Genomic DNA, 259 nt, shown 5'->3' with positions numbered 1-259 from the left:
TGCGGCGCGGTGAAGTGCCAGACGACCATGGCGTAGCTCGCCGCCATGACACTCGACGCGGCCACCGCGCCAACGGAGAGATCGAAGCCGCCCACGGCAATCGAGATCGTGACCCCGACGCCGATGATCGCCACCACCGGCAAGGTCGATCGCCCGGCCTGACGTGCGATCTGCGCGATCCGCTGCCGCTCGACCGGATCCGCCTCCGCACTGGCCACCAGCGCGTTGACGCGCTGCGTCGGCCCCGACATCTTGTGCC

General features: G+C 69.9%; 1 pseudogene. It reads right to left on the bottom strand.

Features of this window, described 5'->3' with window-relative positions:
- Nucleotides 1-259 (bottom strand): annotated as a pseudogene (locus tag CVH10_RS26975) (hypothetical protein); the annotation flags it as partial.

The organism is Halomonas sp. ND22Bw (assembly GCF_003011945.1).
GTDB classification, from domain to species: domain Bacteria; phylum Pseudomonadota; class Gammaproteobacteria; order Pseudomonadales; family Halomonadaceae; genus Halomonas; species Halomonas halophila.
This window is presented reverse-complemented; position numbering and strand designations above follow the sequence as displayed.